Origin of the sequence: Nostoc sp. (genome assembly GCF_036917355.1) — a bacterium.
Taxonomy (GTDB): Bacteria; Cyanobacteriota; Cyanobacteriia; order Cyanobacteriales; family Nostocaceae; genus Nostoc.
The window spans coordinates 281,961-308,670 of sequence record NZ_JBALDP010000064.1 but is presented as its reverse complement, the minus strand read 5'-3'; the positions used below and the strand labels follow the sequence as shown (position 1 = coordinate 308,670).

Genomic DNA, 26,710 nt, shown 5'->3' with positions numbered 1-26,710 from the left:
GCAATCACCTTCTACAGACGTATATTTGTAGTTGTCATGTCGTTCCTGACTACTTTAATTAACCTTCACGGGTTAATTTATTGTGGTAAATAACCTACTCCAGCATCTTCCGCATCCGAGGACCAAAATCATGAAAGTTGCTCTTTTGATAAAAATGGTAAGTGTTAGAAAAGCTAGGGAATTCATGAGTTGGTAAACAAACTTCTATCCGAGAAATTCCTTGTTGACGACTGTAGGATTCAACAGCTTGAATGAGATTGTCACCGATATTTTGACTTCGATGATCTGGATGAACCCATAATTCCTGAATTAGTACATAGGAACTCGCCACATGAATCGTTTCTTGCACACTTAAAGTAATCAAACCGAGGATAGAATGATTGTCCCCTTGTGGATTGGCCACAAAAATAGCACCAGGATATTTTCCTTCAATCAGACGCTGACAAACATCTGCTGCCGCGGCAGGAAGTTGAAATTCTGAAATACCTCTTATTTCTGCTAACAAAGAACTGATGCCTGCAATTATGCCGGGAATGTCAGTTAACTCAGCAGAACGAATTTGATATGCTTGTTGAGCAACAGGCTTGGGCGTAGATTTTTCTAAAACCGAACCTGTCAGCCAACGAGATGCGATTTCATCTTCTGGGTTGTCAAGCATTTTTTGGAAACGCTCTTGAAGCAGTTGGGTGATAGGCCCCGAAAATTGGCTACTGAGAACCTGTCCACCCACCGCCGCCACAGGACGGATCTGGTGATATGTTCCAGTCACAAATACTTCATCAGCTACCATTAAGTCTCCCAGAGGCAGGGGTACTTCTTTGACAGGGATACTCAACGTATTCGCAAACTCAATCACCAACCGCCTTGTGACTCCATCAATACTCTGAGGAAGAATAGGAGTATACAAAATAGAGTCTTTGACGATAAAAATATTTGCTCCTGTCATCTCGCAGACGGTTCCATCTGGATTCAACATCAGATTACCGTCAAATCCTTGTTGTTTGGCGTTGCGATCGGCAGCTGCTTCGACAGCATAAAAGCCACTAATTTTAGCCCTAGACAGGGTAGAACCGGCTGAGGGACGACGGATATGACTAATCCCTAAAGTCAGTGGTGGTAAGAATCCTGAACTATCGGAGCGCCAAGCCATAACCAGTGCAGCCGAAGGGAATGGAGAAGGATCTAAAGCTAAACAATTTCCGTTTGGATACACTAGCAAACGCACATATCCCTGTTGTAAATTGTTCTGATTTATGGTTTGCCACAATGCTTTGGTAACTTCTTCGGGTTCTATGGGGGATAGTCCCAAAGATAACATTGACAATCTTAATCGGTTGAGATGTAAATCTAATCCCAATATCTTTGAGCCATTGGGAGTGGAGTAAACCCGAAATGCTTCAAAGGCAGCAGTTCCGAAATTGACAGCATGGTTATCTGCTGGCAAACATGCAAGCTCAGTTGGCACAATGCGTCCATTGAGGTAAGTCCAAGAGCAAAATTCTAAAGCCATATAGCAATCCTCAATTAGTTGTGAAAAATTATACTTAACGATCGGCGGGTCTAAATTAACGTAGATACCATACTCATGGGTTTTGCTGAAAAATTAGTGGTGTTGAGGTTGCGCTTCTATAATCTCATCTTCCATACGGCAGGTTTCCTGAATGATGAGGCTGTACACTGCAACCATAAATTCTCCATCTAGGCCATGCTGCATCCCCAGTTCCCGACGACGTTGTTTCACTGCTTCCACTCGATCCGGTTGCATCATGGGAATGCCTTGTTGCTTCTTAAAGTTAGCTACCCGTTTACAAATTTCAAATCGCTTGGCTAATGCCTCAACAATCTGAGAATCCACGGCATCAATTTCTTGTCTAAAACCTTCTAATCCGCTCATGGTTTCCACTACCATTTTCACTAATTACTTGTTACTGCTTATAAAATTAAGCGATCGCCTAATTTTTTCGCCTTTACATCTCTTTAAAGACAGCCTCTTAAGCTCTTCAAGCAACCAAATGGGCATAAGATGGCAGCGAAACTTTAATTAAAGAAATTGCTTTATCTGAAGTGCTATACCCACTATGGGAAACGCCTGCGGGAGCATAGTAAATGCTACCATATTCTAGAAGTTTTTCTTCCTCACTTACTTTCATCATGATTTGCTCATTGAGAATAATGCCAATTTCCTCTGTGTTAGTTGTACATTTGGGCAATTTCTCATTTGCAGGAATTTCCCAAATCGCTATTTGAAACCAGGAACAAGCACCGAACTTACAAGGAAAACCTGTAGTTTTATCTATCGTAGGCTGTAAGCTAAGAATAGGTTCATCAATATGTTTATCTAATTGAGATCCTATTAGATACTTCATCTCAAATCCGAGAACAGTTTCTTGAGAAAGAATCACAGAACCATGAGGAATATTACTTCCTGCGATATACACCTGCTGAAATGGCTCTAAAATTGCTTTCTTACCATCGACATTAATTTCTACAGAACCAGAAAAAAGCATACCCATTTGGCTTTCTGGATGTTGATGAGGCTCAAAAATTGCTCCCGGCGAGATATTAGCTAATTGAATGACTATTTCTTGACAATGAAAAAGTGTCAACTCTAAATCTGAGCGCGGCTTGATAGTTTGAGGATCTGGAAAAAATATTGACATTTTTTAATATGTTCTAATGTGATTACTTATGCGTGAGAAAGTTCTGATTGGAAAAGTTTGGGATTTTTGATACCAATCACTCCCTGCTTTTTATTTCGCTGGCGACCATATACGAGCCAAGCCGTTTGCACAGAGCCAATCACTTCATCAACTACTAATACATCAGGATTTTCTTCAGCAAAGCGCAACGCTGCGATACCGCTATCATATTTACCTGCCAACAAGTTTTTTCCCACAACAGGTTTAGCTGTCTCATAGATTAAAGTATCCCAGCGTTCTGTATTTACATAAGCTTGCGTCGCAGGCATTAGTCCTAGACTCCGGGGGTGTTTTGCATCAATACGAGTGAGTACTCCCATAGCACGAGTTGGACATAAGAAACTATCAATGACAAATACTTCCCGAAAGTATTTTTCTGTTAACTCATAAACTTTAGGATGAGCAGAGTTTTGGATGATAAAGTCAACTTTACCATCATGCAATAATTCTAGTGCTTCCAAAAGATCGTTGAATAGTTCGATTTTCGCATTTGGTGCTTCTTGAAACTCAATGTAAGATTCAGTTGCCAACTCATGGCAAGTACCAGCAGGCCCTAACGTTGCAAAAATTAATGGGTTGTTCATAACGGTCAGCCGTAAAGATGAATTAGATAATCTATCTGGGTAAAAATGACTATCAACTTGTCCACAAACTAGAGTAATTTCGAACTTGCTGAAATCAAATTTCCGAAATTTATGCAGCTATGTCCATACTTTTTTAGAGCTATCAACAACCTCTGCTTCTGTTCCCTGGATGTAAGATTGGTTAGGATCAAATTCTCCTTGAGTTGCCATCAACATAGCGTGAATTAATGCTTTCGCTTTCAGCATTGTTTCCTGAAATTCCATTTGGGGGTCAGATAGTGCTACAATGCCACCGCCAACGCCAATTGAGGTTTGCTCGGTCGTCAATACAGCAGTACGAATGACAATATTCAAATCAGCTGAACCATTCAATCCCAAAAAGCCGATCGCTCCTGAGTAAACTCCCCGCGCTTCTTGCTCTAATCGATCAATAATCTCCATCGTTCTCAGTTTGGGCGCACCTGTCATAGAACCACCGGGGAAGGCATTACGAATGCAGTCTATAGCGCTCATATCGGCGCGTAAATGACCGCGAATCGTCGTTACCAATTGATGCACCGTTGGGTATGTTTCCACATCCATCAATTTGGGAACATGGACAGTACCGACTGCACAAACCCGTCCTAGATCGTTACGAAGCAAATCCACAATCATCAGATTTTCCGCCCGATCTTTTTCGCTGTTTTGCAAGCGTTCACGCAGGATAAAATCTTCGTCGGGTGTCTTTCCTCGTGGCAGTGTCCCCTTGATGGGCTTTGTTTCTACCCAACCTTGGCGATCAATGCGTAGAAATCGCTCTGGGGATGAACAGGCGATCGCCACATCGCCGAAGCGCAAAAATGCAGAGTATGGAGCAGGATTTATCTGGCGTAATGTACGATAAAATGTCAATGGATCGGGAGTCGCATCTGTATAAATTTGGTTTGTCAAACAAACTTGATAGGTTTCTCCTTCGTGAATTTCCTGTAAACATTTCTTAATGTCATAAAGATAAGTCCTTTCTGACCGACTTAATCGGAAGATTACAGGTGTCTGTTTCTTTTCAGGCACCATAGGTGATAGGGGGGGGAGGTGGCTAATTTCCTGTCTGATCGATTCAAACCAACCTTCGGCTGAGGCTTTTTGTCCCTGCTGAATTAGGCACAGCAAATAAAGCGTTTGCTCCTCATGGTCAATTGCAATCATCCGATCGGCCAAGAGAAACATGGCATCGGGGAGGCTAGAGGGGTGGTTTAATGCAGACCCAAATTCTGCTTTTAATTCATAGCCAAAGTAACCCACAAACCCGCAGTTAAAATCGAAGGGTAAATTATCGGATGCACAACGGCGCTGTTCCAGTTCCCGCTTCAGATACTCAAAAATCCCCTCTGTCCTACGGGTGATGGTATTAGAATTTGCGATGGTGAGTTCTTGGGATATGGTCTGATAACGAATCAGCAGACTATTTTCCCCACTGCTATCTCCCATGAAGGAAAAGCGAGAAAGACCGGCTTCAACACGACTGCTGTCTAGCCAGAATGCATTTGCTGATTTTCCAAACAAATGCACAAACATCTGCTCGGTATCAGGACACAGATTCAACTGGCGCGTGCAAAGTTCAAATTTTTGCTGCTGTTTTTGGCAAGAATAATTTGAAGGCATTGGAGCAGTCCCGTTGTCTCCTGTCCAATAGTTCTTACTCAGATTTTTGCCTCGTTCTTGGGCAAATTTTAGAGTCATTTCTCTAAAATTCTCGAACAAGGTTTGTCCATATTGAGTGCAGATTGACTCTGGATGAAACTGCACACCCCATAGCGGCAAAGATCGATGGCGCATTCCCATCACAAGGTTGTCCTCCGTCCACGCTACTTTTTCCAAACAGTCCGGTAGGTCATCTGAAACGAGCAAGGAATGGTAGCGCACAACAGAGAAAGGAGAAGGAATTCCTTTAAACAAATCAGTCCCAGTGTGATAAATTTCACTCTCGCGACCATGCCGAACTTCAGGCGCATGAATAACTTTTCCTCCATACCCATAACCAAGTCCCTGATGCCCAAGGCAAACGCCTAGAAGTGGCACTTGTGCATTTTGAATCGCTTGACGACAGATGCCAAAATCTTTTAGGTTTTCTGGACGACCAGGACCTGGTGAAATCACGATGTTATCAAATTCCCACTGTTTCAGTTCATCCCATACAACTTGGTCGTTGCAAATCACAGTGGGATACTCTTCATTGACTTCTGCAATTAATTGGTAAAGATTAAAGGTATAAGAATCATAATTGTCAATAATCAGGGTTTTCACGTTGCAATCCTCTCAATTAACTTTTCAACAATCTCACCAAGTCTAGTGGTTGATAGGTCGTTCATAATCCTCATGTATGAACTGTATGTTTTAAGATTTCAATGTAATTCTGAAGCATTGAGCGAATATCTTTGCAACTAAAATACATGCGATCGTATTCCACACGTATGCTGACATTTCCTGACAATGACTCCATTGACACAGCAAAATTTAAAGGAAAGTTGAACTTGTCATGAGACCTTCTTTGGTGTACCTTTAAGCTAGTATGATCGGAAATATTTTTGGCATTATGGAAATGCACAAAATTAAACGTAGCGAAAAATAACTCCGCCCCAACACTAGGTTTTAACTGTTGGTCTGACAAAATTTGCAGAAGTGGATACCTAACATAAGGTTCGATATCAATTAGGGATTGCTGGACATTTTTAATTTGTACGGCTTTTTCTTCTGTAATTGATTGACAAAACGGAACAATATTCCAGAACAAACCCAAAGCACCGAACGGATCGGATAATCTTTCTGTCCTACCATTGGAGATGACTCCTACAGAAACTGTATTTTCTTCCATCACAGTACCAATGAGGTCAAGGTAGGTACTCAGGAAAATTGCTTTTGGTGAAACTTTCAATTTTCGACATAATTCACGTAAATCAGCAATGATTTCTGAGCCGAAGTTGTATTCTTCCGCAACAGCTTCTACCTGAACCTCTGAAGTGGTTAACGGCTTCAATGGTTTATATGTATAGTTTTTCAAGTGAAGCTTCCAGAAATTCGATGCGTCTAGTGAGCCAATTATCTCTTTCTCCAAAGCGACAAATTCCTTATGCACATTGGCTGACTTGGCTACCGTTATTTCTTCTCCTTTCTTGAGAGCCGAATAGAACTCGTACAGTTGGTTGAGAAATTCAATATTGCCCCAACCATCTATAATTGCATGATGAATTGACATGAAGAATTCAAATTTATTCTTGGCTTTCCGAAAAATCCAGAATCGAAAAAGTGGCTCATTGGAATTTTCAACGTTGAATAAATTCTGCCTATCTTGCTTTACGACCTCATCAATGTAATTTTCCTGCTCGTCCGATTTGATGTGGCTAATGTCTTGCTCATTGATGGAAAATCTCAGATTGTTTTTGACCACTTGAACCGCTGGTTTTCCATTCTGAATGATAAATACCGTTCTCAAAGCCGGATGTTTTTGTACGCTTATTTTTAGAGCCTTCTTAAAGGCACTCAAACAGAGGCTTTCATCATATATATCGTAGGATAGCTGGCAATGGTAAACCCCCATTTTTTGAGGGTCATTTGCGTAATGATGCAACATAAACTCTTGCATCTTAGCAAGAGGGTATGTCAACTCGGTATCATCAGGCAGTATCGCTTCTGGTAACTGGCAATGGACAATCAGTGCTTGCAACGCCTGAATATACTTATGTGCCAGATGGGAGATGGTTTCCCTGTGATGGACGTTTTCGCTGTAAATCCAATCCAGTTGTAACTGACCTTCTACAACGATGCCGTTAATATCTAGCAAATGACTGCGGTGTCCAATCTGACTGTGTTCTGAGCCAATTGATTCTTTTGCTATTTTAAATAGAGAAGTTTCTTCCATTCCCCAGTCAAATTGCCCTAGGTAGTTGAAACTTACTTCAGCCGTTGGAAGGGCTTGTAGTACCGAAGTAATTTCTGCATCCCCACTCAAATAGCGCAGCAAACCATAACCAATGCCTTGGTTGGGTATAGCACGGAGTTGTTCTTTGATAGAGCTTAAACTATCTCCTAGATTATCCGTTGCTTCCATCTGTAAAAGCACGGGGAAGATAGTGGTAAACCAACCAACTGTGCGCGATAAGTCCACATCTTCAAAAATATCTTCCCGCCCATGACCTTCGAGGTTGAGCAGCAGAGAGTTATTGCCAGTCCAATTACCTAAAACTTGCACCAGAGCAGTCAGCAGGACATCGTTAATCTGAGTTTTGTAAGCAGAAGGAACCTCCTGCAATAAAGCGCGGGTTTCTTCAGGTGAGAGCGACACTGATACTGTGCGGGCAGATGCTACAGTGTTATCCCTCGAAGGGTAATCCATTGGTATGCGATTAACGTGCTGACGTGATAGAGTTAGCCAATAAGCAAGCTCTGACTCCAAAGCTCCTGAGCGTGCGTACTGCGTTAGTCGTATAGCCCAGTATTTAAAAGATGTCGTCTTGGGGGGAAGCTGAATTCTTTCGCCTTTACTAAGTTGCTGGTAGCCTGTTTTCAAATCCTCTAACAAAATCCGCCAGGAAACGCCGTCCACTGCTAGGTGATGGATGACTATTAGCAGTCGGCTTGGTTTATCAGTACCCAGAGCAAAAAAGGCTACTTGCACCAGTGATCCAGAGGAGAGGTTCAAACTGGCTTGTAGGGTAGCAGCAGTGGTTTCGAGGGCAGCTTTTTGCTCTGCGTCTGGTATTGCCGATAGATCGTAAGAGGAAAAAGCAATGGTATCATTACTCAAGTCGTTGAACTGTTGCCAATTCGAGCCAGACTGCACAAAGCGTAAGCGTAGCGCATCGTGATGTACCAACAATTGTTGCACCACTTGCTGTAACAAGATGGGGTCGATCGCTTGTGGTGCTTCCAGTAGAAACGCTTGGTTGAAGTGGTTCGGTTCTGGTAGATTTTGTGCAAAAAACCAATGCTGGATGGGTGTCAGAGGTAATGTCCCACTCACCAAACCTTGTTCTGCTTTTCTCGTTTGAGCGGTACTTGCCACGACTGCCAATTCAGCAATCGTCTGACGTTCAAATATCTGTTTAGGAGTCAGTTGCAGTCCTGCTTGATTGGCTTTAGAAATAATCAGAATACTCAGAATAGAATCTCCGCCTAGTTCAAAGAAGTTGTCGTGGATGCTAATTTGTTGGAGGTGGAAAACCTCGCACCAGATTTGAGCTAGTATTTCTTCCAACTCTGTGCGGGGTGCTACTAGGGATGCTGCTAGTTCTTCATGTGCTGTCTGAGGTACTGGTAGCGCCCGACGATCTACCTTGCCATTGGGGGTAAGCGGCAGAGCATCCAACATCACGAACGCTCCTGGTATCATGTAATCGGGTAGTTTTTCCTTGAGAAAACCGCGCAACTCACTGGTGGTGGGAGCGTTAGACTGGTTAGGGACAATGTAGGCAGCCAGGTATTTACGACCTGGAATGTCTTCTCGCGCCACGACCACAGTTTCTTGTACTGTAGGGTGCTGGGCGATCGCTGCTTCAACCTCCCCCAGTTCAATGCGGAAGCCGCGTATTTTTACTTGGTTGTCAATTCGACCGAGGAACTGGATATTGCCATCGCTTAGGTAGCGAACCTTATCACCAGTTTTATACAGGCGATCGCCCGGTTTATTGCTATAGGGGTTGGGGATAAACTTCTCCTCGGTCAGTTCAGGACGGTTGAGGTAGCCGCGTGCTAATCCTGCTCCGCCAAGGTACAATTCTCCTGGTACACCAATCGGTACAAGTTGTAAGTTTTGGTCTAGCAAATAGATTTGCGTATTGGAAATTGCCCGACCAATGGGGATAGTTGTAGCTGTATTTGGTAAGTCCTCTACCAAGTACCAAGAAGAAAAAGTAGTATTTTCTGTTGGTCCATAAACATGGAGCAGGTGCTGGGGAGCGCCTTTATCTAGTATCTCTTGCACCCATTTGGGGTCAACCGCTTCACCACCAAATAGTAGATATCTTAAAGAACTAAATGCTTGTGGTACAAAACTAGCTAACTGATTAAATAAAGCTGTGGTTAAAAATAAAACACTGATTTTGTAGTAGCCTATATTTGCAGCAAATTCTTTCGGGATCAGCAATGCAGATTTAGTGATAATAACCAGCTTGGCTCCGTGAAGCAATGCTCCCCAAATTTCAAAGGTCGCAGCATCAAAAGCAATATTTGCAGCTTGAGCAACGTGGTCATCAGGTGTTAACTGTATGTAGTTGGTGTTTAAGATGAGTCGATTTACAGCCTGATGAGTTACGGCTACTCCCTTGGGTGTTCCTGTAGAACCGGATGTGTAAATCACATAGGATAGGTTTTCAGAACTGACTGTGCTGTTGAGATTATCTTGATTTGTTAGGGTTTTGCTCTGCCAGTTGGTGTCTAAGCAGACGATACGTGCCTGATGTTGAGGAAGAGACTCTACTAATTTCTCTTGAGTCAACAGCACTTTCACCTGAGTGTCTGCAAGCATAAAGCTTAAACGTTCTTGGGGATATTCTGGGTCAATTGGCAGATATGCACCACCCGCCTTGAGAATTGCCAACAATCCCACGACCATTTCTACAGAACGTTCCACACACAACCCAACCAGCACATCTGCTCCCACACCCAAAGACTGCAAGTAGTGCGCTAACTGGTTAGCTCGATAATTCAACTCACCATAAGTCATCTGTTGATTTTCAAAAACGACCGCTACCGCCTCCGGGTTGCGCTCGACCTGCTCCTCAAACAACTGATGGATACACTTATCACAGGGATAATCTACCTGTGTATCATTCCACTCAACTAACAATTGATGTGCTGCAACTTCTGTCAGCAGAGGTAATTGAGAAATAGATTGCTGCGGATTTGCTACAATTCCCGCAAGCAAAGTCTGGAAATTTCCTGCCATGCGAGCGATCGTCGAATCATCAAACAGGTCGCTGTTGTATTCCCATTCGGCGATCAATCCAGAAGAACAATTAATTGAGAGAGCCAAATCGAACTTTGCTGTTCCTGTTTCTATAGGAAATGAACTTACAGTTATCTCAGGCAAATCCAAAGATGGTATGGGAACATTCTGGAGATCGAACATGACCTGAAACAGAGGCAAGTGACTTAAGGAACGCTCAGGTTGTAAGGCATCTACCAATTTCTCAAAGGGCAGGTCTTGATGAGCATAAGCTTGCAGTGCTACTTCCCGCACCCTAATCAGCAACTGCTCAAAACTGGGGTCGCCTGACAAATCAGTACGCAGCACTAAAGTATTGACAAAAAGACCAATTATCCCTTCTATTTCCGGTCGATTGCGACCAGCAATAGGCGTACCCACTAGGATGTCCTTTTCCCCTGTATAGCGATAAAGCAAGGTAACAAATGCTGCAAAATATGCCATGAACGGGGTGACTGCCGCACGCTTGCTAAGATTGGCAAGAGCCTCACCTAACTCCAGAGAAAGTGTAAATTGTTGATGTCCTCCCCGGTTTGTTTGAATGGCGGGTCTTGGTCTGTCGGTTGGAAGTTCTAGTAAGGTGGGAGCGCCCTCAAGTTGTTGTTTCCAGTAGGATAGCTGCTCTGCAAGCACCTCTTTTTCCAACCACCGTCGCTGCCACACAGCAAAGTCAGCATACTGTATGGGTAATTCAGGTAAAACTGTAGGTTTGTCCGTCCAGAATGCATTGTAGAGTGTTGCTAACTCTTGGACGAATACACCCGTTGACCAACCATCAAAAATAATATGGTGTGCTGTTAGTAAAAAGACATATTCTCTTGAGCCAAGTTGAAACAGAGTAGGACGTATTAAAGTTTCTCGCTCTAGGTTAAATGGTTGCCCTGCTTTATTTGTAACTAATCGTTGCATCTCGACTTCTCGCTCCCCTTGAGGTAGATGAAGCAAGTCCACGATTTCCAGTGGCAAAGAAACAGTTGCAGCAATAACCTGAACAGGTTGTTCCTCTTGTGTTACAAAGTTTGTGCGTAATGCTTCATGTCGTCGGATAATTTCGTTAAGGCTTGACTGTAGCGCAGCTACGTTAAGTTGACCGCTAAAACGCCAGACGATGGGGATGTTATAAAATCCACTATTGGGCTGTAATTTGTCAAGGAACCACAATCTAGCTTGTGCAAAGGAGAGCGGGAGGTTTCCTGTCCTGCTAACTGGCTCAATTGCATAAACAACGTCCTTGTGGAGAAATGCCAGAATCTCTGGTTTGCGTTCAGCTATCTGAGCCTGGAGTTGCGGTGTCAAAATTCCCTTGGGGGCTTTGCATCGTAGCCGCTCACCATCAAGAAAAAGTTTCACATCTAAACTACGTAGATGAGACAGAAAACTGTATATATTATTCATAGTTCAATCTCATCATACTCGCCATCATATATATCAAAAGAATCCTGTACTTCTTGCACTGTCCCCCGGATTATCTCACAACACTCGGCAAAACTAGCTATGGTTGGTGCTTCAAATAAGGTACGCACGGACACATCCATTTGGAAGACTTGACGTAGTCGAGATATGATTTGGGTGGCAATCAGGGAATGACCACCGATTTCAAAAAAGTTATCGTGGATACCTATATTTTCTAAATGAAGCACCTCTTGCCACACAGCAGCAATGCTTCGTTCCACCTGAGTGTGGGGTGCTACGTAATTTGCTTCTACGTCAAGTCTAGTTTGGTCAGGTTTCGGTAGTCCACGCCGATCGACCTTGCCATTAGGGGTAAGGGGCAGGGCATCCAAAATCACAAAGGCAGATGGTACCATGTAGTCTGGTAACTTCTGTTTGAGGAAGGAGCGCAATTGACTTTTGATTTGGGACTTTTCGCGAGTCACAACATAAGCAACTAAGCGTTTGTTTCCCGGAATATCATCACAATCAATCACCACTGCTTCTGATACTTGCGGATGTTTTACCAACACAGTTTCGATTTCCCCTAGTTCGATGCGAAAACCCCGCACCTTAACTTGATTGTCAATTCGTCCCAAAAACTCGATGTTCCCATCGGGTAAATAACGCACCAAGTCTCCTGTTTTATAGAGACGTTCTGATTTGTTAAAGGGATGAGGAATAAATTTCGCATCTGTTAAATCTGGGCGTTTGAGATAACCTCTGGCTAAACCTACACCACCAATATGCAGTTCCCCTGGTACACCAATGGGAACGGGTTGCAAATAAGCATCGAGGATGTATATTTGCACATTATCAAAAGCAGTGCCAATCAGTTGTCGTGGTTGTATATCTTCTATAACTAACTGCGATAAGTCGTACACCGTCGATAATACCGTTGCTTCTGTCGGTCCGTAACCGTTCATCAACATCGGCGGTTGTGGTAAATTCTGGAGACGCGATCGCTCGTCCATACACTTTTGCCACAGTTTCAATTTTTCTGGCAACCATTTTTCTCCCCCAGTAGACAACAGTCTCACTGATGGAGGTAGAGTCTGATTTGTGATTGCTAATTCCGAGGTTAACTGCTGCCAGTAGGCTGTTCCCACCATTAATACGGTCAGTTTCCATTCCCAGCATTTCTGCACAAATGTGGAAACAGAACTCAACATCTCGCTGGTACGCAATACTAGGGTTGCACCACAGGTTAGACAGGGATAAATTTCTTCGGCGGCGGCATCAAAACTGATGGTTGCTGCTTGCAGAACGCGATCGCTATTGCTCATCCCATACTTATCTGCTACTGATAAAGTGAAGTTTACCAATGACCCATGTTCGATCATCACCCCTTTCGGTTTTCCTGTAGACCCGGAAGTATAAATTACATAAGCTAAATTATCGGGTTTGACCTGAGTTTGTGGGTTGTTCTGGCGATGAGTGGCGATCAACTTCCAGTCAAAATCTAAGCAGATAACTTTTGCTGGAGTGTTTGGCAATGAGTTGACTAACTGCTGTTGAGTTAACAATACTTGTGCTTGAGAATCACTGAGCATATAAGCCAGGCGATCCGCAGGATAGGCTGGGTCTAGAGGTACATAAGCGCCACCTGCTTTGAGTATTGCCAGTAATCCGATCAGCATTAATGGCGATCGCTCTACACAAATCCCCACCAAAACTTCTGGTTTCACACCCAGTTTTTGCAGGTAGTGTGCCAGCTGATTTGCACGTTCATTTAACTCCTGGTAAGTCAGTTGTTCATCTTCATACACCACCGCCATAGAGCCGGGCGTTTTTCTTACCTGCTCTTCAAACAATTGATGGATACACTTATCCTGGGGATACTCTTTTGTGGTGTTGTTCCACTCCACCAACAACTGGTGTCGTTCTGCTTGGGTTAACAATGCTAAGATTGAAATATTTTGTTCTGGATTGGTTAAGATGCTTAAGAGCAAAGTTTGATAATTTTCTGCTATTCGTTCTACAGTGGCAGCATCAAACAGGTCAGTGTTGTATTGCCAGCAAAAATGAAACTCACTACCAGTTTCAATAATCGCCAAATCTAGGTCAAACGCTGCTCCTCGTTGATGTCCTTCTATCAGGTATGGCAACATCACTAGAGATGATTTTTGGGCATTCTCGTACCAGCGATGCTTTTGCCAAGTTAGGGAAACTTGAAACAGAGGAGGACGGCTAGGATCTCTATCAGGCGAAAGCTCTTTTACTAATAAGGGAAAAGGATAATCTTGATGCTCCTTAGCCTCGGAAACTGTGCGACGTACTTGAGCGAGAAATTCTTTGAAGGTGGGATTTCCCTCCAGATTTGCACGCAAAACGACAGGATCTGTAAAGTAGCCGACAATTCCTTCAAACTCCTCTCGACCCGATCGACCCGCCACCGGACAGCCAACTAGGATGTCTTCTTGACCCGATAAGCGGTAAAACAGTACGAAGAAGGCAGCGAGGAAAATTCTATAAAGGCTGGTTTTTTCAGATTCTGACAACTTTCTCAGCCTTTGGAGCAATTCTTCATCTAACTTAATTGTGTGTGTTGCTCCACAATAAGTCTGCACGCTTGGTCGCAGTTTATCTACAGGCATATCTAAAAGCGGCAACTCACCCCCTAATTGTTTATGCCAGTATGCCGAGAGTTGCTCACGTGAAGAACTTGTCAATATCTCAGTCTGCCAACGCACATAATCTGTGTATGACAGCTTTGGAAGCGAGAGGATATTATCTGTTTGGGAATTGGAAATAAAAGAATTTTCAACAACCTGTAAAGAAGCTTGAGGTAATGTTTTTACTTGGGCGGCATATAAAACCTGGAGTTCATCCAATAATATGTCAAAAGACCACATATCCCCAGCAATGTGGTGCATGGCGAGCAATTGGATGTGTTCTTCTGGCGATCGTGTAAACAGATGTACCCGCAGCACTGGACCTGTTTCCAAGTTGTAGGGACGGTCAGCTTCTGCCAGAATTTGCTTCTTCAAGTAGTCTAAGTTCCATGAAGTTGCATCTGTTACCTTAACATCTACTTCTTGGTATGGATGAACTACTTGAACAGGTTGATCTTGATGCTGTGTATAGGTAGTTCGCAAGATAGGATGACGTTCTACAATATGAAGCCACGCTCGATGCCATGCCCGCAAGTCTAACTCTGAGATGATCCCTACTGTCGTATAGATATTGTAAGCGATGCTCTGGGGTGCTATCTGGTAGAGAAACCACATCGCTTGTTGACCGTAAGAGAGGGGAAATGATTTCGCGTCCCCTGTAACTTGTGGCTGATTTTTCAAAGAAGAATTGCTCGGCATTGCTAATTTTTAATCCAAACTTTGTTATCTGTGACTTTAAGTGCGGGCGCTCATTTTTTCTTATGCTATCTGTCAAAAGTCTTATTTAAATTACTGAAGCAATACTCTAGAAAACAGATTCAATTAATATTATTTCATTCCTATTTTTTTGTTTTTACTTATTCATGATATCGAGGTTAATTATGAGGTTCGATTATAAAGAAAAGACGCACGATCAAAAATTATTTTTGTCAAACCAAAAATTTCTTTTTATTGTATTCTATTAAGAACTTTAAAGACCAGTAATATTTATTTGTATTACTTCTAAAGTAGCGACACATTACTGTTCTATCGTTTCAATAATAACAGGTTTATGAAATATAATTTTATCAAGCAGTTGCATAATCAATTTTCAACATACGCGAGTTACAAGCCGGATTGCAGTTGTAATTTTAGAGACAAAACATTAGTTATTAAATGAATTATCATCTTGACCTCCCTGCAAATTTTCGACCATTATCTGTTCGCGGGTTTCTTCAAAAATCAGAGGCAAGGAGCGATTTGCTTCTAAAGCCGGGAGGGAAACACCACTATCATCAAGCTCATTACCAAATGTGCTAGGTAACTTTATCATAAACATCAGCATTCTGATTGCATAAAATAAAGATAGACTTAACCACAAGACATGGTTAGCCGAAAACTTAATGGCAGCAAAATCCGTAGGCGCAAACCCCACGGCAAGAGCAATTAAGCTAACATTGCGGAGGGTATGTCCTTGTGCTAAACCCAAGAAATATCCTTCCAGCGAGAAACCTATTGAACTAAGTATCAGGACAGGTAGCAACCAGGGGATAAAAGTATCTATGTTAGAGGTGACTTCGGTGTGGTTAGTGAACAACCTAAAAACAGTATCGGGAAATAGCACACACACTCCGCCGAAAAACAGTCCTACCACCAGAGCCGTTAAAACAGAAACACCAACCAGGGGTGCTAACTGTTGTAAATTTCCTTTTCCTTTAAAGTTTCCGACCAAAGTTTCTGTACCAAATCCCAATCCATCTACAAAATATGTATTCAAACTGACTATCTGCCACAGCAAGGCATTTTGAGCATAAATCAATGTCCCCATCTGTACTCCTTGATAGCTAAATATTAAGGAGATAAACAGAAGAACTAAATTGCTGATAAATATGTTTATATTGAGGGTCAAGTTAGATTTTATAGCTGAGATGTCCCATATTTTGCCAGCTACTGCTCGTACCTCAATCCACTGGATTTCTGTGCAAAAAAAGATCAATCCCACCAACAGCGATAGATATTGGCTTGTTGCAGAAGAAACTCCTGCCCCTGTACTTTCCCATCCCAGGTGGATAATAAACAGGTAGTCAAGTGCGATTTTTACCCCATTGCCAACGACTGACACCAGCACAACTAAGCCACTTTTTTCCCGCCCTAAGAACCAACCTATCATGACAAAATTGAGCAAAACCGCAGGTGCTGCCCAAATTTGGGTGTTGAAATAGGCAAGACCTGAAGATTTGATCTCTGGGGTAACATTTAGTAAGGCAAACCCAAGCTCTCCCAAAGGGTACTGCAAGAGTATGAGTGCAATCCCCAGCACCAGAGCAATTAAACCATTACGCAGTCCCACCAACAATACACCTTCTCGGTCATCTCGCCCCACTGCTTGCGCTGTTACTCCAGTCGTTCCCATTCGTAAAAAGAGTAAAACAAAGTAGAGAAAGTTAAGCAAGTTGCCAGCGAGGGTGACTCCAGCAAAGTGGTGAATTTCTTCAAGATGACCTAAGAAGATGACACTGACCAAATTAGCCAGTGGTACCATAATATTCGATAGGACGTTAGCAAGAGCTAGGTGAAAATAACGTGGTATAAATTCATACTCGCTTGCAAATCTTATGTTCATTGTTTTTCCACCCTGTAGCTTAAGTTAAGCTAAAATTGCCTCCAAAGCCAAATGTTATTAATTTTGCTCATTAGGTGGAGATGATTCTGCCTTCTCGGACTGTTGTTCAGGAGCTTGTTGTTGTAGTTGGTTGAGATGAATATTATTAACTTGAACAATAAAATATTCTAATGCTTGGCTTGCTTTTTGTTGCTGTTGAGTTTCATCGGATACATCATAACAACGGTAAGAAGGAGTCACGCCCAATATAAACTTCTCTTGTTCTGCTTCCAACAACTCAACTGCTGTATTAGCAGCAATCGAATTCTTCTGAAAAGGAAAAGAGGTAACTATACTAGCGACTATAGAGGCAATAGCTGGGCAGAGAACAGGTAGCCACTTGAGCCAAGCTTGTCCTGCTTCTAATTTGTCTACCAAAACTAAAATTGGTGTGACTCCTGATAAAATAACTGTTGCTATTTGCAGCCCATAATAAAGGTTCCTGGCTGAACTCCGAACTTTTTTATAATCATCAATTAAATCTTGACAGTACTGTAAAGCTTTTCCTCTTGTCAAAGCTGCTGTATCTTTATTCCAAGAATTATTATTTACTAGATAAGTATACAGTTGAGCTTTTCTAGTAATCTCAAACTGATTAATAGATTTCTTAGCATCCTGAATTAATTGTCTGTTAACAAGTAGCAAAAAAAACGAAAAACTTAAGGATATTGCTCCAGATATTACAAGTGTTTTATCTGATGGATAAAAAATAAGAACAATCACAGCAGAAAAAAAGGCTGCTAGCAATAAATATTCAATTACTTTAAAAGTAAACAGTTTTTTTTGGAATGATTCATCTGATAAATTTTCACCAATAATTAAAGTTTGTTTTTCCTCTTTCTGTTCCAAATTAGCTATTTCTGAAGTAGTCATATTATTTTCCTAATATCAATTAAATGTACTAACTCTGCTGGGTACATTTGCTTCTATTTTCTAAGCGAGTAAAAGAGTTACTTTTACTCACCTCAACTGTGAGATAAATTCAGAATAATTTGTACAAAGCTATACAAGTTTTACTTGATAGCTTCTTCAATATTTGCTCCTTTGAGTTTAGCTCCCTCTAAATTAGAACCCTTGAGTTTAGCATCTTGAAGATTAGCTCCATATAAAACTGCTCCTTCCAGATTGGCTTTCTGTAAATAAGCTCCTGTTAAATCAGCCTTTTATAAATAAGCTCCTAAAAGATTAGCTTCCGAAAGGCTAGCTCCTGAAAGATCAGCTTTCCTTAAGACTTTTTAGACTCACATATCTTCTTAGAATTATGGTCAAGATGCAAGGAAAGTTAAGACAGTTAAGACAGTTAAGCAAACATTTAAATAAACTTTATATAACAGCTTAACGGCTTTACGTAAAACTCATAATGCCTTGCTTAGTATAAAAGTCTCTCTATATAGGTCATAACAAATTGGCACCCTTATAAAGCTCTAAGCTACCCTTAATAAGGATTACAAGCTTTTAAAGCTCTTAAATAGGGTCGAGATGGGTCAGGCAATTGTTCTTGATCCAGTGTCACGGAAGCGATCGCTCGATAGAATTGCCATGTTGGACAATTCTCCTTCACCTTCCCTCAGCGAAGTAGCCAGATGTCATCATATTGGTTTAGCTACTTTCTACCTCTATTGCCCAGACCTTTGCCAAATTATTGTTGAGCGATACAAACATTACCGTTTATTGCGTCGCTTGGAAGTGATTCAACAAGGTTGTTTAGAAGTTCAACACATTGTTCCACAACTTTATGCTCAGGGTATTAATCCTACACTTAAAAATATTCGTCAGTTTATGGCTAAACCCTCTGCCTTATGGAAAAAGGAAGTTGTGGATGCTTTCTGGGAAGCTCGACGTTCAGTTGAAAATGCTTAAAGCCAGTCTGAATCAGGGTTCGGCACGCTTATCCTTTAATTTCCGGCAATCTTTTCCTTTAAGTCACACTCATTTCACCCCATAATCACGCCCCGAATTTCGCAAAATCTTGTTTTCAACAACAATCATGAATCCAGATAATTTTCCATCTGGTAGCTTAAACTTTTGTAACGTCCTGATTCTTTCAGTATCACTAATTAAGTTGATAGTTTCTAATGCTAGTGGAAAACCTGCTATCTTATCTGAGACTCTAATGATGATAATATTATCAGCATATTCCTCTACCATCATCTGAAAATTGCAATAAGGATAATCGGGACTTTCAAAAAGTACCTTACCTGCCCCCACAATCTTGCCAAAAAAACTTATGTTAACAATTTTACCATCAGGATATTTATTCTGATTAGTTTGTACCCATTGATTATTAACAATATTTTGATTTAAAAGTGATGTGAATCTCTCAATTTCATTACCATCTTCATCTAGGCGAATCCAGTTCCCTTCCCAAGTGCCTACAAATCTTGGCAAAACTTTAAAATTTTCTAATTTAATTTGAATATTTGGGTCAAAACCAGGCAAATTTGTCATTGATTTATTCATGATTTTTAGACAAACTTCACTTTGTCAGCAAATAAATAGAATTTTCAATTCAAAGTATTCATAAATACTCTTGATATTATATAGCATTTCTCTTAAAGTTCTTTAACTTTTGCATACTAGCTGCTGCTAATTTTTGTTCTTCTCCAATCTGTTTTTGTCCATCTGCTTGAGTCAGTTTTTCGGTGAGCGCATCTAGACTGATATCGCGCTGTTTTATGACAGTGCGGAAAATGGTTTCCAATTGCTGCATCCAGTGCCAAATTGTAGAGGCACTATAAATATCTGCGTTGTAATTACACTTCAATGATAGTTTCCCGTCGATCTCAACCATATTCCAAGTTAGTTCCCGCCGAGCAATGCCAAGATAATTTGTCAAGCCCTCAACTTTCAGCCCCCAAAATTTTAATGCAACGCCAAATTTATCCATACCAACTAATGTTGTAATCAGAGGCGGTCGGCTGGGATCGCGCTTAATATTCAGTTCTTTAAGCAATTGGCTAATCGGATAATTTTGATGCTCGTAGCCATGTAAAAATACCTTTTTAATAGTATTCAGATAGTCACTAAAACTTTTGTTTTTCACTGCAAAGCGTAATGGCAATACATTAGCACAATAACCAACTAGGTCTTTATCTCCTACAGAAGATTGTCCAGCAGTAGGAACACCAATTACGATATCATCTTGACCAGATAAGTGATGTAATAACAAATTTAAGACAGCAATTAAGGTCATAAACAAGGTACATCCATGCTGATTGCTGAAGCTTTTTAACTCACGCAAACATTCAGCATCAACGAGCATCGTTTGTTCAACCCCAGCATAAGTTTGTATTAGGGGACGTGGATAATCTGTTGGCAACTCTAAGACGGGAATTGAATCAGCAAATTGTCCTAACCAGTAAGATTTATCTGCTAGCATTTTCTCAGTTTGGCTTTGCTGTTCTTGCCAGTTTATGTATTGCCGGAATTGCATTGGTTCTTCCAGTTCATCTGGAATATTCTGACATTCTGCTGAATATATCGCGCCCAAATCCTTGAATATGACATCAATTGACCAGCCATCAATAATAATGTGATGAACTGTCAGCACCAATAGATGCAGTTGTGACTCTAGCTTGAGGATATGGATGCGTAACAGAGGCCCAACACTAAAGTCGAAAGGTTTGCGTCCCTCTTTTTCTAGCCACTTAGCGACTTGAACCTTGCAGGTACTACTATCCCAATTTGAGAAATCAATTATCGGAATATCGATTTTCACAGAGGGTAATATCTGCTGACAATTACTTTGAGTGCTGATAATAGTTCGTAAAGCTTCATGGCGATTGACAACTTTTTGCACCGCCTGGTACATTGCCTCTAAGTCAAGTGACCCCTGTAATTGCAGACTTACAGATTCGTTGTAGGCAATTGAACCTTCTTCACTCATCTGCGCCAACACCCAGAGTTGTTTTTGAGCCTCAGTCAGGGGGATTTTTTGTGCTGCTTCAGTCACAATTACAGACTGTTGGGGTAGAACTGCAAACATCTGTGAGGCAGCAGCAGGAATAGTCACTACTTCTCTAAATCCGCTCTCCTCTAATAAGGTTTGCCATTGGGAAGCATCAAGCAATGGGTAAGATGGTCGCAAATTGGAATCGCCAAATTTCCACCACCCCTGAGTTAATCCAAATATTAAATCCAGCCAACGCTGGCGAGTTGTCCCTTCCATCAGCACTAGCAGTCCCCCTGGAACCAATAACTGCAACACCTGCTTCAGGGAATTATGCAAATCTGCGGTGGCGTGCAACACATTAGCCGCCACAATGATATCGTATTGATGAGAACCAAAACCTTGAGCTTCAAGCTCTTGTTCGATGTCTAATATTTCATAACCTACAAATGGATAATCGCCAAATTTCTGCCTAGCTTTGGCAAGGAATAAGGGGGACAAATCGGTAAATAGATATTTTGTTTGTCGATCGGGCAGATGAGGCAGGATATGGGCTGTTGTTCCCCCAGTCCCAGCGCCAATTTCGAGAATTTTTACGTTACTACCCTTGGGCAGATTTTCCAGTGCGATCGCAATTGTTTTTTGTACCAGAGCGTTCATGATTCGTGCTACGGGTGAATCCTGATACAGCTTGGTTAAACTTGTTGAGTCGCCATTGGGGAATAATAACTCTAATGGGTGACGTTTTCCTTGTAACACCTGTGCTAATTCTTGTGCGCAACGCTGTAGCAAAGATAACTCTGCTTCTAAAGCTGGGTACTCACTTAAAATTTCCCTGGTCTGAAAATGTTGAATTTTTGGGACTCGCATTACTTCCCAGCGATCGCTAACTTGACGCAGTATTCCTTCTTCTGCCAATATCTCTAGCAGGCGACCTAGTAATCGTTGGTGTTGGTTAACCACACCCAACTGTTGAGCGATCGCTACCAATGTAAACTTCTCGCCTGGGTGAAACTCCCAATCCATTTTCTGGAAGGCTTTGAGGATATAAGTCAGGCTTAAAGCTTCTAGTTTAGTTAATCCTTGTTGATAAGCTTCTAAGTCTTCCTGGACAATTATTTGTTGGAATTGGGGTGTGAGGCGATCGCTAATTTCTCTTGGGCTTGGCAAGTAAAGTGGTACTTTCTTTGATGGCGTGACAGATAGTTCATTTGCTGGCGGCTTACTCCCACCTTTGGGGAAAAAACCTCCTTGTCGCAGTTCCTTGATACTATCCTTGACTGCCTGAATGATGTTATCGATATCTGCATTGGTATGTGCAGTCGAGAGAAAACAGTTACGCCCTTCCCAAATGTAAATGCCTTTTTCTAGTAAATGATAAAACAGCAAGTCTATATTTTCTGAGGAAGCGAAGCGAAATAGGGAGCCAAAATGGACTAACTCTATCGGTACATTCTCCACTTGAAAGTAAGCATTCAGGGTTGCCGCTAACTCAGAGGTATTATGGTTTAATTGCCGTTGCAGGGCAAAACCTTCTTGCTTGAGATGTTGCAATACCGCCCGTGCTGCCGCCATTCCCAGATGATTTTTGTTAAAGGTTCCAGCGAAAAAAGTCTTTTGTGCTTGAGGATAGGAGGCATCACCGTAGTTCCATATCCCGCCGTCAATGCCATTCATGTAATCCCTCTTACCAGCTATGACTCCCATCGGTAGTCCGCCGCCGATAATTTTGCCATAGATTACCAGATCCGCTTCAATCCCACAGTAAGCCTGAAAGCCTCCTGGATGGATGCGGAAACCTGTAATTACTTCATCGAAAATTAGGGCAATTCCCTCAACTTGTGTCAATTGCCTCAACTGCTGTAAAAACCCTTGGGGTTGTAAATGAGGATGGCGACTCTGCACTGGTTCAACCAATACAGCCGCTAATTCGTCAGCATGAGTCTGCAAAATATCCAGGGATTGGGGATTGCCGTAATCCAGTACCAGCACATCGGCAACTGCATAAGGTGAGATACCTACAGTCATTGGTACAGTATTCGTCTCACCTTGGACTGCCCTAGCTAACACGCCATCGAAATGACCATGATAAGAACCAGTAAATAGAGCAATCTTATTCCGGCCAGTCGTTGTCCGTGCCAACCGCAGCGCTGTCATCACCGCTTCTGTACCTGTATTACAGAAAGTGACTCGCTCCATATTAGTTAGTTCACAGATTAACCCAGCTACCTCTGTTGCCAGATTGGACTGAGGCCCTAGTTGTATTCCTTGGTGAATCTGTTCTGTCAAGGCTTGAGTTACAAATGGTGCGTCATGACCAAACAGCAACACCCCAAATCCCATTGAGATGTCGATATACTCGTTACCATCAATATCCCAAAATTTTGCACCCTTTGCTCGTTCTCCAATAATCGGATAAACCATTTCCTTGATGGAAGGGCGAAATCCAGCCACAGCCCTACTGTCAGCCAGAACAGAACGGCTGATTTCGGCTCGTCGCTTAGATTGTTGCGTCCGTTTGGTATAGCGGGCAATCAGTGCTTGTAAATGGCGCTGTTGTTGTGGGTTAAGCTCCCTAATTTGAGTTTCTGAAACTAGCTGCTGATTTGGTTTGCCGTTCTGGTAAGAATTAACAGTAGGTGCAGTTGCTTGCTGTGGGGATAAAAAATCTCCATTTGAGGATGATGATACCTGCGCTTGATTACTTCCCTTACCCTGTAATAGTTCTAGCTGCTGAGACATTAGCTGAGACATCACTTGAAGTTGCTGTGACATAATTCGCTCTAATGCTGACTCAGACAAAGTTTCTGGCGAATTGGGAATTACTGGATTCGCAATTTGTGGGGTTAATTGCTCTAGCTGTGTAGGCTGAAACTTTGATTCAGGGGAAGGTACATTCTGAGCAATGTAAGTTGCTAACGCCTCAATGGTTCTATATTCTTCAAATAGTTGGCTAATAGATATCTTGATGCCATAAGTGTTTTCAATTGCTGCGATCGCATCAATGAGGATCAGCGAATCAGCCCCCATTTCCAAAAAAGGTGTATAAATATCTACTTTATTAGGAGCTAATTGCAGTAATTTACTGATTATAGAACCCAATGTTACTAAAATCTGCTGTGGTGGTTTGGTGTCAGAAATTGCATCTGTCTGAAACTGGGATACCTTGGCATCTAATTTCTGTTCATCCATGACTTGAGTTGGATCTTGAATCCAGTAACGTTGACGTTGGAAGGGATAGGTAGGAAGCGATCGCTTATTTCTGGAATAATCTCGATCGAATCCCCTCCAGTTAATATCTACCCCTTGCACGTACAGAGCAGATAAGCTCGAAAGCAACACTTGCCAATCCTCTTGTCTTGGGGCTAGGGAAGGGAGCCAGGTTGCAAGACTTTGATGGCATTTTTGGCCCATTCTGGAGAGGATGGGCTTGGAACCGATTTCTAAAAATAAGTTATAGCCTTGAGCAAATAAACTATTTATCCCCGCCATGAATTTTACTGGCTCTCTGGTATGCTGTCGCCAATAATTGGCATTAGGGATATATTCAGAGGGCAGCATTTCGCCCGTTAAATTAGAAATTAGGGGTAGGCGTGGAGTTTGAAACTTTACTTGGCTGGCCTCGGTTTCAAAGGTATCCAGCATTGGTGCAATAAGTGGGGAATGAAAGGCATGAGAAACTCGCAACTGTTGAGTTTTGATTCCTTGGGCTTCCCAGGCGGCAACCAGTGCCCTGACTGGCGATCGCAGACCGGAAATGACAATACTCTCAAGTCCATTAATCGCGGCAATGGCAACTTCTGAGGAGTATGGTTGAATTGCCGCTTGTACCTGACTTTCAGAGGCAAATACAGCGACCATTTCACCAGTTTGGGGCAATGACTGCATCAAACTAGCTCTTTTTGCCACTAGCTTTAGACCTTCTTCCAGGCTAAATACCCCCGCTACACAAGCAGCGACATATTCACCCAAACTATGACCAATTACGACGTGGGGGATAACACCCCAAGACTGCCATAATTCGGCGAGGGCATATTCTAGGGCAAATAAAGCGGGTTGGGTGTAGGCAGTTTCGTCTAAAAGTGAACTTTCAGCGTCGGTTGCATAGAGGATTTCCAGCAACGGCTTGTCCAAATAGGGACGGAGAATTTCATCGCAACGTTCGAGGGTTTTGCGGAAGCTGGGCTGGGTTTCGTAAAGTTGACGACCCATGTCTACGTATTGTGACCCCTGTCCGGTGAATAAAAAGGCTATTTTCAAGGACTGGCGGCTGGCAACCTTACCAGCTAATATTCCAGTCATTGTCTGATTCCCAGTTAAATTACTGAGGCGATCGCCTAACTGTTTGCTTGATTGCGCGACAATTGCCAATCGATGGGCAAAATGCGATCGCCCCGTGTTGGCACTAAAGCAGACATCTGCCAAAGATACATTAGCATCAGCCGCGAAGAAATCAGCATAACGTTGCGCCAATTCCTGCAAAGCCGCCTTATTCTTAGCCGATAGAGTCAGAAGATGCAGCGATCGCTCAACTTGAAAAATCCCCCCTACTCCCCTGCCCCCTTCAGGCGCTGCTTCTAAAATCAGATGAGAATTAGTACCACCAAAACTAAACCCGCTCACACCAGCCAAAAGGCGATCGCTAGGCCAAGGTTGACATTCCCCAGGAATAAAAAACGGTGTTCCATCTAAACCCAGATGGGGATTTAACTGTTGCAAGTGGAGGTGGGGGGGAATTTTCTTGTGTTGTAGCGATAACACCACCTTAATTAAACCTGCTACCCCGGCTGCTGGTTCTAAATGACCAATATTTGTTTTCACCGAGCCAATTCCACAGCGTTGTTCAGGGGAACGCCCCGACATCAATACTGCTTTTAACGCTCTAATCTCAATTGGATCTCCCAGAGGAGTACCAGTTCCGTGGGCTTCTATATAGCTAATCTCTGCGGGTGCGACACCAGCATTTTTTAAGGCTTGGCGAATCACTGCCTGTTGAGCCAAGCCATTCGGTGCTGTAATCCCGTTACTGAGTCCATCGTGATTAACTGCCGAACCTTTAATTACTGCTAAGATGCGGTCTCGATCCTGAATGGCATCACTGAGGCGCTTGAGAATCGTAATACCGCAACCCTCACCCCGGACGTATCCATTGGCACTAGCATCAAAGGTTTTACATCGACCATCAGGAGCCATCATCCGGGCTTGGGAGAAGGTAATTGTCATGTCTGGCGATAGCATCAGGCTGACACCGCCAGTAATTGCTAAGTTAGACTCCCCACTTTGCAAACTTTGGCAAGCAGAGTGAATTGCTACCAAGGATGAGGAACAAGCTGTTTCGATAGCCATACTTGGCCCATGCAAATCCAGCAGATAAGATAAGCGATTGGCGGCGATGCTCAGAGTTAGACCAGTGCCATTATGAATATTGATGTTAGCTAGATCGCGACATAAAAATCTGCCGTAGTCGTAGTTGCCAATGCCAATAAAAACACCAGTTTGGCTACCCGCGAGACTTTCTGGTGCGATCGCGGAATCTTCTAAAGCCTCCCAAGCTACTTCCAAAACCAGTCTGTGCTGGGGATCTATGCGTTCGGCTTCACGGGGAGAAATCCCGAAAAAATTGGGGTCGAATCGATCTACCCGATCTAAGAAACCGCCCCAGCGAGTGTTCATTTTCCCTGGAGTAGCCGGATCGGGATCGTAAAAAGCCTCAACATCCCATCGGTCTTTTGGCACTTGAGCGATCGCATCGATGCCGTTATGCAAAAGCTTCCAGAATGATTCGGGATTATTAGCATGAGGAAAACGGCAACCGATGCCTATAATCGCTATGGGTTCCACTTTTGACCTTTTTTTGTGTATATTACAACATCATTTTTTCGGTACTTATAGA

Annotated in this window: 12 protein-coding genes and 2 pseudogenes; 1 reads left to right on the top strand and 13 read right to left on the bottom strand. The window is 42.5% G+C overall.

Features of this window, described 5'->3' with window-relative positions:
* Positions 1-94: 94 nt before the first annotated feature.
* The 11 genes and pseudogenes from V7K53_RS21030 to V7K53_RS20980 form a co-directional block, all read right to left on the bottom strand.
* On the bottom strand, positions 95-1,510 hold the full coding sequence (locus V7K53_RS21030) for a GNAT family N-acetyltransferase (RefSeq protein ID WP_335199451.1): 1,416 nt from the start codon (positions 1,508-1,510) through the stop codon (positions 95-97).
* A 93-nt stretch (positions 1,511-1,603) separates the two neighbouring features.
* Positions 1,604-1,909, bottom strand: coding sequence for a chorismate mutase (locus V7K53_RS21025; protein WP_335199449.1), 306 nt, complete (start codon positions 1,907-1,909; stop codon positions 1,604-1,606).
* 91 nt (positions 1,910-2,000) lie between these two features.
* On the bottom strand, positions 2,001-2,660 hold the full coding sequence (locus tag V7K53_RS21020) for a cupin domain-containing protein (protein WP_335199447.1): 660 nt from the start codon (positions 2,658-2,660) through the stop codon (positions 2,001-2,003).
* A 26-nt stretch (positions 2,661-2,686) separates the two neighbouring features.
* Complete coding sequence (locus tag V7K53_RS21015) at positions 2,687-3,283, bottom strand: hypothetical protein (RefSeq protein WP_335199446.1); 597 nt, start codon at positions 3,281-3,283, stop codon at positions 2,687-2,689.
* 117 nt (positions 3,284-3,400) lie between these two features.
* Positions 3,401-5,566: an aminodeoxychorismate synthase component I gene (gene pabB / locus V7K53_RS21010; protein WP_335199445.1), complete on the bottom strand. Its 2,166-nt coding sequence runs from the start codon at positions 5,564-5,566 to the stop codon at positions 3,401-3,403.
* A gap of 70 nt (positions 5,567-5,636) precedes the next feature.
* On the bottom strand, positions 5,637-11,636 hold the full coding sequence (locus V7K53_RS21005; protein ID WP_335199444.1) for an amino acid adenylation domain-containing protein: 6,000 nt from the start codon (positions 11,634-11,636) through the stop codon (positions 5,637-5,639).
* The gene (locus V7K53_RS21000) at positions 11,633-14,986 is read right to left on the bottom strand and encodes a non-ribosomal peptide synthetase (protein WP_335199442.1); all 3,354 of its coding nucleotides are present in this window, start codon (positions 14,984-14,986) and stop codon (positions 11,633-11,635) included. Before V7K53_RS21000 ends, V7K53_RS21005 begins: the two co-directional genes overlap by 4 nt.
* 445 nt (positions 14,987-15,431) lie before the next feature.
* Positions 15,432-16,889 (bottom strand): guanitoxin biosynthesis MATE family efflux transporter GntT, encoded by a 1,458-nt coding sequence (gene gntT, locus V7K53_RS20995; RefSeq protein ID WP_335199441.1) that lies wholly within the window; start codon positions 16,887-16,889, stop codon positions 15,432-15,434.
* Between the two features lie 57 nt (positions 16,890-16,946).
* A complete protein-coding gene (locus V7K53_RS20990; protein ID WP_335199440.1) occupies positions 16,947-17,801 on the bottom strand; it encodes a DUF4231 domain-containing protein in 855 nt (284 codons plus the stop codon).
* 140 nt (positions 17,802-17,941) lie between these two features.
* A pseudogene (locus V7K53_RS20985) lies at positions 17,942-18,076 on the bottom strand (pentapeptide repeat-containing protein); the annotation flags it as partial.
* Between the two features lie 15 nt (positions 18,077-18,091).
* A pseudogene (locus V7K53_RS20980) lies at positions 18,092-18,154 on the bottom strand (pentapeptide repeat-containing protein); the annotation flags it as partial.
* Positions 18,155-18,407: 253 nt separating this feature from the next.
* Between V7K53_RS20980 and V7K53_RS20975 the strand changes: the two are divergent.
* On the top strand, positions 18,408-18,788 hold the full coding sequence (locus V7K53_RS20975; protein ID WP_335199439.1) for a hypothetical protein: 381 nt from the start codon (positions 18,408-18,410) through the stop codon (positions 18,786-18,788).
* A gap of 69 nt (positions 18,789-18,857) precedes the next feature.
* Here V7K53_RS20975 and V7K53_RS20970 read toward each other — a convergent pair whose 3' ends face one another.
* Both V7K53_RS20970 and V7K53_RS20965 read right to left on the bottom strand, forming a co-directional pair.
* Positions 18,858-19,388 carry a hypothetical protein gene (locus tag V7K53_RS20970; protein WP_335199438.1) on the bottom strand — a complete coding sequence of 177 codons (531 nt, stop codon included), beginning with the start codon at positions 19,386-19,388 and terminating at the stop codon, positions 18,858-18,860.
* Positions 19,389-19,464: 76 nt separating this feature from the next.
* Positions 19,465-26,658 carry an aminotransferase class III-fold pyridoxal phosphate-dependent enzyme gene (locus tag V7K53_RS20965; protein ID WP_335199437.1) on the bottom strand — a complete coding sequence of 2,398 codons (7,194 nt, stop codon included), beginning with the start codon at positions 26,656-26,658 and terminating at the stop codon, positions 19,465-19,467.
* Between the last annotated feature and the right edge of the window lie 52 nt (positions 26,659-26,710).